7 protein-coding genes are annotated in these 7,166 nt (G+C 39.5%); 2 read left to right on the forward strand and 5 right to left on the reverse strand.

The annotated features are described in order from the left end of the window. Positions 1-30: 30 nt before the first annotated feature. Complete coding sequence (locus PUQ00_RS00690; RefSeq protein WP_300412127.1) at positions 31-408, reverse strand: hypothetical protein; 378 nt, start codon at positions 406-408, stop codon at positions 31-33. Positions 409-624: 216 nt separating this feature from the next. Here PUQ00_RS00690 and PUQ00_RS00695 point away from each other — a divergent pair, with 216 nt between their 5' ends. After that, positions 625-1,155, forward strand: a complete 531-nt coding sequence (locus PUQ00_RS00695; RefSeq protein ID WP_300412130.1) for an orange carotenoid protein N-terminal domain-containing protein — start codon at positions 625-627, stop codon at positions 1,153-1,155. A gap of 105 nt (positions 1,156-1,260) precedes the next feature. On the opposite strand, the gene PUQ00_RS00700 is transcribed toward PUQ00_RS00695, so the two are convergent. Both PUQ00_RS00700 and PUQ00_RS00705 read right to left on the reverse strand, forming a co-directional pair. Beyond that, on the reverse strand, positions 1,261-1,689 hold the full coding sequence (locus tag PUQ00_RS00700) for a GNAT family N-acetyltransferase (RefSeq protein ID WP_300412133.1): 429 nt from the start codon (positions 1,687-1,689) through the stop codon (positions 1,261-1,263). A 45-nt stretch (positions 1,690-1,734) separates the two neighbouring features. Further along, on the reverse strand, positions 1,735-2,499 hold the full coding sequence (locus PUQ00_RS00705) for an ABC transporter ATP-binding protein (protein ID WP_300412136.1): 765 nt from the start codon (positions 2,497-2,499) through the stop codon (positions 1,735-1,737). Positions 2,500-3,094: 595 nt separating this feature from the next. On the opposite strand from PUQ00_RS00705, the gene PUQ00_RS00710 reads away from it, so the two are divergent. Further along, complete coding sequence (locus PUQ00_RS00710; RefSeq protein ID WP_300412139.1) at positions 3,095-3,286, forward strand: hypothetical protein; 192 nt, start codon at positions 3,095-3,097, stop codon at positions 3,284-3,286. A 175-nt stretch (positions 3,287-3,461) separates the two neighbouring features. Here the strand turns inward: PUQ00_RS00710 and PUQ00_RS00715 are convergent, their stop codons facing one another. After that, a complete protein-coding gene (locus PUQ00_RS00715) occupies positions 3,462-4,628 on the reverse strand; it encodes a CHAT domain-containing protein (protein ID WP_366145943.1) in 1,167 nt (388 codons plus the stop codon). 3 nt (positions 4,629-4,631) lie between these two features. Continuing rightward, the gene (locus PUQ00_RS00720; RefSeq protein ID WP_300412142.1) at positions 4,632-6,959 is read right to left on the reverse strand and encodes a tetratricopeptide repeat protein; all 2,328 of its coding nucleotides are present in this window, start codon (positions 6,957-6,959) and stop codon (positions 4,632-4,634) included. Positions 6,960-7,166 lie beyond the last annotated feature (207 nt).

The raw sequence follows: 7,166 nt of genomic DNA on the forward strand, positions 1-7,166 counted from the left end.
AACTATTAACTATTTAATATTGGGGAAAACTTAATTTTTCCGTTCACCCTTTTCCAAAGCTTGTTGGACTAAATCATCAGTGACATTAGTTGCACCCTGAGTCTGAGAATTGCCAACTTCCTTTGCTAACTCTAGAAAATCATCAGGATTGCCAGTTGACTGGGTTTGGGTTTTTGTCTCTTCTGGTTTAGAGGTTTGATATTTAGGTGCAGTCGCTGCTTGGGCTGCTGCTCCACCTTTACTTGTGCGATCAACTTCACTAACGCTGAATTGTTGTGCAGTTGCATAATCTTTATCAAAATCCACCGTTGGCGCTTTTTCTTCACCACTAGCTATACTTTCGGCAGCTAATTGTGCATCCTGGGTGGAAGCTTCATTTAAATTGGGCTTCACTTCTTCATCAGGCATAATTAAAACCTTAGGTAAATTTTTTATTGCTGTAGCGATTGTAGCAAAGTAATGTGCTGCTTTCTTGCTTCTTGCGGGAGACTTTTACCTCTATTAAAAGGTAGATTAAAGCTGCAATTTTAAATTATTTTAACTCTTTCTATAGGTAGTAGAATTTGATGCTCAAACTGTGGTAAGCCTTAGTTTGGCGGGTAAAATTTCTTTGGAAACAAATTTATGACTGCAAGTTACGATAAAAATATTTCTCAAGCCCAGAGCAATGAAACTCAAAACTTGGTGGATGCGTTTAATGCCTTAGATACCGATGCAAAATTAGCCTGGTTCTATTTGGTTTATAAAAAAATGGGTGACTCTGTGACTCCAGCCGCTCCAGCTGCTGCTGAACCAGAACTATCACCAATTCTATCAGAAGACTATTTCAAATTGTCAGATGAGGAGCAACTGGCAATTATGCGGGATATAGTCAACCGTAAGGATACAGAGCATTCCCGTGCTTATGGGGCGATAAAAGAAAACAATCAACTGTTAGTTTGGTATGCTTGGGCGGTAGCTATGGGAGATACGGTGGTTGATTTGCCAAGTACCTACCAGCCAACTAAAGAAATTAATGATTTGCTTTCGCAAATTGAAGGATTAGAATTTGAAGAGCAAATATCGGTGTTTCGGACAATATCTGGTGAATTGGGTTACACGGATGTCAAGCCGATCGCAACGCAAGCAGAAACTGGCAAAACCTCAAGTTTGTAATTAGACTAAATCCATATCCATAACCGTTAAAACAAGATCCCCGACTTATTAAAGAAGTCGGGGATCTTGGGCTTTCAATTCTTAAAAATTAAATAGGCTTGCTATTTAGCTATCTGTTCTATCTGTTAATGATGTATTCACTAACCCTTTACCGATTATCTGCTCCAGACAAGTTTCTCTTTCGGTAAAGCCAAGTTTTTTGTAAAATTGGATAGAATCATCTGTAAACAAACAGACATGCTGACCTTGCAATTTGTCTAATAAGATTCGCATCATTGTGCTAGCAATTCCTTGGTGACAATAAGGCGTAAATGTCCAAATATCAACTATGTAAGCATTACAAATACCATCGGATAGAACGCGAGCAGTGCCGATAATACGATCGCCTGCATAAGCAATACAAGTGGCATAACTGTTGGCAAACGATGCTTTGAGTTGTTCAGCACTTCTACCGTTGTCGAATTTATCTTGACTGAGTGTAGCTTTCATCTCCTGCCAATCAACATTTTCCAGATCGTGTTTGTATGTCACCATTGCAGCACACAATTTGATAGATGTTACAGTCAGCAAAGTAAGAATTTATAACATAGCAAGCTGACTCAAGTCAGATGGGGTGAGATTAGAATGTACTACTTCACCATCACGGAACCAAACGATGCGTTGGGTTTGACGGGCAACTTCTGGTTCATGAGTTACCATGACAACGGTGATTCCACTGGCATTTAGTTCGCCAAAAATATCTAAAACTTCTTGAGTTGTGCGCGAATCAAGTGCGCCTGTGGGTTCATCGGCTAGGAGTACTACGGGGCGATTAACGATCGCACGAGCGATAGCTACTCGTTGTTGTTGTCCGCCAGATAGTTGAGTTGGTTTGTTGTTGAGGCGATTTGCTAAACCGACTCGCGTCAGTGCTTCTGTGGCGCGATCGCTTCTTTCTTTAGGATTTACGTTAGCATACACCATCGGTAACATCACATTTTCTAATGCTGTTAGTTGGGGCAATAGGTGGAATTGTTGGAAGACAAACCCCAGCTTTTTATTACGGATGTGTGCTAATGAGCGATCGTCCATTTGGGCTACATCGAGATTATCTAAGTAATAGTGTCCGCCTGTGGGACGGTCTAGACAACCGATAATATTCATCGCTGTGGATTTACCAGAACCTGAAGGCCCCATGATTGCACAATATTCGCCCTGTTCCACAATTAGGTTGACATCATTCAGCGCTCGGATTTCTGTTTCGCCACTACCATAAATTTTGAAAATGTTTTCTAGTCGAATGATTACTGGTTTCGGTACAGGATTAGCAACCAGGGAATCGGTAATTGAAATAGTTTTTGCCATAAAGATTTAGTTATTAGTTATAGACTCTGGTTAAAAACTCACAGAATAATTCATTTAATGCTCTATCTCATACCTTTTATACACCTCCGATGCTGGAATAGTAAGTCTTCCTTCTAGCCATTTTTGCCGTATTTATAATAAACTTTGTTTAAACGACTCTTTAATTTTGTTTCCCTCATCAGGATCATCGAAGTACTCATCTACTATGTTAGGGATTAAGTTTTGTAACTATCCTGTGCTCATGTCTTTTATTTGGATAGTTTCTGCGATCAATGAAATATACACATAATTATACCAATTGGGAAATAATTAAGAATCTACTTTAGAGGATGTTTGAAAAGTCGTAAAGTTTACCGAAAGAACCCCGCTTCCATTCCTCTTCCCCACAGTCCGAGAGGCTTTGAAACCCTTCCCTACAAAGGAAGGGGGTTCCACTGTGTTAGGTTTGGGAGGCTTTGATGTTATCAAAAATATTTTTCAAACATCCTCTAAGAGGTTGTTTGGTAATCAGTCAATCTAATAGTGAAATTGCTAAAGTTGCACTCATAACTACATTATGTTAATTTGGGAAAATCTTAAATATCATTAAAAAAACATGACTGCTAACTCTATTATCCTTACTTCAGAAGAAATCGCCGAATATCGTGATAAGTTTGCAGGGTTAGATGACGCTCTCTATGCAATTAAAATCATAGAAGCATCTGATGGAGATTTAACTAAAGCTGTAAATTTACTTGCTCCTAAATATAATATTGCTATTACTAAATCACACCCAGTTTTAGATTAGTTAGCGCAAAAGTTTAGTTATCTTATTTGCGACGAAACATTTATTGATGAGTTAATGACTGGACTATTAACTTTTGCTGTCACTAGTTTAACGGCTACAGGTCAAATTCCACAGGCTATTGCTACTCCTGTTGTTATTTATTTAGCTAAAAAAGGTGTCAAAACATGGTGTGATTCTAATAACCAATAGCTGTAAAAGCTGCCCAGTAAAAAGGATTAGCGAACGGTCGGGCATTAGATTTAAATTTAGTTTTTGCCCCATCAATAAATAAATCTTTAAGAATATCATCTTGTCCTTGAAACATAATATCAATATAAGGCTGAATTTGCTGTAAAAGCTGCTCTCCTTCTTTACTGGTCAGTTTTCTTAACCAAGTCAGAGCTTTATTTAAAGCAACTGCTATATCTCCCTGTTTTAATTCTGGATAGTTTTGCAAGGTTTCATATAATTGAATGAATAAAAATGCTGTGGAAACATCATCAACTGTCCAAAGACTACTGATTACACTTGAACTTCCTGCATAAAGAAATCCACTAGGTAAGCCAATATATTCATCGCTGATATTTTGGGAATCAACTATACCAGTTTCACAGGCAGAAAGAACAACGAGACGGCATTGATTGAGATTAAAATCTTTATTGAATAAATCACCTAAAGTTAAGCATTTGTTGAGGTCAAGTTTTTCATTAACAATTGCACCATTTAAAAGTAGACAAGAATTAGCAGGGTTGTTCAGGTTAAAAGAACCATGACACGAGAAGTGAAGACAATTTACTTCTGCGAGATTTGCTATTTTTGTATCTAAAGCGTTTCTATTAGCATCTTTTCCACGCAATATTGTTGTTTGTTCAATTGGAAAATAATGCTGAATACTTTCTATTTCTACGTCTGCATAAAAAAGGTCTTCTGTAGGGTTTTGAATCGCAAAGAAAGATTGAAAGTCAGGACGTTGACGCAGTTGCACTTGTTGCAGGAGTTGACAACTGGGTGCATAGCCTACGCCGTTGGGGAATAAGTCAAGTAAGTATGATTCCTTGACAGGTAAAGCATGGAGAGGAAACAGGTGCAAAAAGCGATGAGGAATTAGGATTAATCTGTCGCATTCTTTAGATAATGGGGCTAAGATTTCCTCAAGATGCAGAATTTCTGCTAATTGTTTCAGCCGTTCTTCTAGCTGATTCCGCCATTGAATTTTATATTGGTCTTGCTGGTTGTAGTAGTCATTTAGATATTTATTACTCCAATCAATTAAGGCATTAAAGTCTTCTGGTTGTGATTGCCAAAATGTTAATTCTTGCCCGTTAGGTTTGATAACAAAAGTGATAATTCTATCTTTAACGATGTACTATTCTATAATTGCAGTACCTTTCTCTAAAGTTTTTTGGAATTGGTCAAATCTAAAGCCAAAACCAACAGGTAAATAGCTATCTTGTAATACTTGGCGTTGCTGTCGCAATTGCTGGAGATGTTGGGCTAAGTCTGTGGGATTTTCGGCTTTGCCATTTTGGAGTTGATACTGACCACTGGCTATTTCGTCTTGAAGTTTTTCTAATTGAGTCACAACTTCTGGAGGGAAAATAGTTTTGAGGTCACGGTTGAGGATAAGTTCTACTAAATTGCGAGTTTTGCTGCGTTCGATATATTCTATTGCCTTGGTGTCCCTTCTCAATGCTAGGCAAACTTCCACCATACTTGCAAAAAGTTTGTTCCATTCTTCTGCTTGCTTACGCTTGGCTTCTTCGCCAGAAATAATTGTGTCTCGCAAAGCTTCTGCTGTTTCTATCGCCGCCACAAAGTTATCGTAAGCTAAGTTAAACTGTTTTTCGCCTTGGTATAAAATGCCAAGATTAAATAAAGTTTCTACATAATTTTGGGGAAAGGCGCTGCGGGTTGTAACTTCCAGTGCAGCAGTATAAGCAGCGATCGCTAATTCAATATTCTCGCCTCGTTCTCCGAATATTCTGTTATGGTAAGCAGCCCCCAGATTATTTTGCGTGGTTGCCCATTGTTCAGGAAAGGCGTTGCGGGTTCTGACTTCCAGTGCAGCAGAATAAGCAGCGATTGCTATTTCCAGATTCTCGGCGCGTTCTCCAAACATTCTTTCAGAGTAAGCAATCCCCAGATTATTTTGCGTCATTGCCCAATCATCAGGAAAGGCGTTACGGGTTCTGACTTCCAGTGTAGCTGAATAAGCAGCGATCGCCATTTCCAGATTCTCGAGGCGTTCTCCAAATATTCTGTATAAGTAAGCAGCCCCCAGATTATTCTGCGTGGTTGCCCATTGTTTAGGAAAGGCGTTGCAGGTGTAAACTTCCAGTGCAGTAGTATAGGCAACAATCGCCATTTCCAGATTCTCAGCGCGTTCTCCAAATATTCTGTATGAGTAAGCAGCCCCCAGATTATTTTGTGTCATTGCCCAATCTTCAGGAAAAGCGTTGCGGGTTCTTACTTCTAGTGCAGCAAAACAAGCAGCGATTGCCATTTCCAGATTCTCGGCGCGTTCTCCAAATATTCTGTTACGGTAAACCTCTCCCAGATTATTTTGCATATCTGCCCATTTTTCCGGAAAGGCGCTGCGGGTTCTAACTTCCAGTGCAGCAGAATAAGCAGCGATCGCTAATTCAATATTCTCGGCTCGTTCTCCTAATATTCTCTCACGGTAAGCAACCCCCAAATTATTTTGCGTCATTGCCCAATCAATAGGAAAGGCGTTGCGGGTTCTAACTTCCAATGCAGCAGAATAAGCAGCGATCGCTAATTCAATATTCTCGGCTCGTTCTCCTTTTATTCTTTCACGGTAAGCAATCCCCAGATTATATTGCGCCATTGCCCAATCAATAGGAAAGGCGTTGCGGGTTTTAACGGACAGTGCAGCAGAATAAGCAGCGATCGCTAATTCAATATTCTCGGCTCTCTCTCCTAATATTCTGCTACTGTAAGCATTGCCCAGATTATTTTCCGTACCTGCCCAATCAACAGGAAAGGCGCTGCGGGTGTATACTTCAAGTGCAACAGTATAAGCAGCGATCGCTAATTCAATATTCTCGGCTCGTTCTCCTTTTATTCTCTCACCGTAAGCAATCGCCAAAATATTTTGCATGGTTGCCCAATTTTTAGGAAAGGCGCTACGGGTGTAAACAGTGAGAGCGATTTTGTAGCCAGCGATCACAATTTCCATATTGTTGGCTTTGCTACCCAAAGGAAACTGCTGAATCAGATTACTAAAATTACCAATCACTGCGGCAATGTATGTTGCTCTATCTGGTTCCGCTTCTGCTAGGGTATTTGTTGCCCAACGGCACAATAAGTCAGCAAAAATATCATTGAGTTTATCGGTATTTGCTGCCAGCAATGGGTAAATTACTTGAGCATCGCCGTTGCTGTCTGCTGTTGCTTGCAGTATTTCTCTTAAAAATTGATCGTAAGTGTCTATATCGTCTGGGGCGATGGGGGTAGTTTTTGGGGTGAGTTGTGTTGCTAGGTTTCTCAACCAGTTTGCAATATTTTCATTACCCTGCTGTGCAAAATGATCTGCTACTGCTGCCAACGCCTGCAAAAAACCAGCATCAAGTAATTCTGTATTAGCTGCTAAAATCTCTGCTTCTTCCCCACTAGGGCAATTTAGCAACCTTTTGATCAACTGGTAATAAGCTTGTAGGCGCTGTTCGTTCATAATCCGGTGCAAGTATTATGTAACACCTTCTATATTATGAGTTGTCAGTGATTCACGCAATGTTTCTACTTAATGTTGTAATGTTAATGACCAACGTTGTAATGTTTCTCCTTAATGTTGTAATGTTGATAACCAACGTTGTAATGTTTCTCCTTAATGTTGTAATGTTAATGACCAACGTTGTAATGTTTCTCCTTAATGTTGTAA

The sequence above is a fragment of the Nostoc sp. S13 genome, assembly GCF_029379315.1.
Classification (GTDB): Bacteria; Cyanobacteriota; Cyanobacteriia; order Cyanobacteriales; family Nostocaceae; genus Nostoc.

Excerpts from the sequence above, each read along its gene's own strand:
- PUQ00_RS00690 (WP_300412127.1), bottom strand. The coding sequence starts at position 408 with ATGCCTGATGAAGAAGTGAAGCCCAATTTAAATGAAGCTTCCACCCAG.
- PUQ00_RS00695 (WP_300412130.1), top strand. The coding sequence starts at position 625 with ATGACTGCAAGTTACGATAAAAATATTTCTCAAGCCCAGAGCAATGAA.
- PUQ00_RS00700 (WP_300412133.1), bottom strand. The coding sequence starts at position 1,689 with ATGGTGACATACAAACACGATCTGGAAAATGTTGATTGGCAGGAGATG.
- PUQ00_RS00705 (WP_300412136.1), bottom strand. The coding sequence starts at position 2,499 with ATGGCAAAAACTATTTCAATTACCGATTCCCTGGTTGCTAATCCTGTA.
- PUQ00_RS00710 (WP_300412139.1), top strand. The coding sequence starts at position 3,095 with ATGACTGCTAACTCTATTATCCTTACTTCAGAAGAAATCGCCGAATAT.
- PUQ00_RS00720 (WP_300412142.1), bottom strand. The coding sequence starts at position 6,959 with ATGAACGAACAGCGCCTACAAGCTTATTACCAGTTGATCAAAAGGTTG.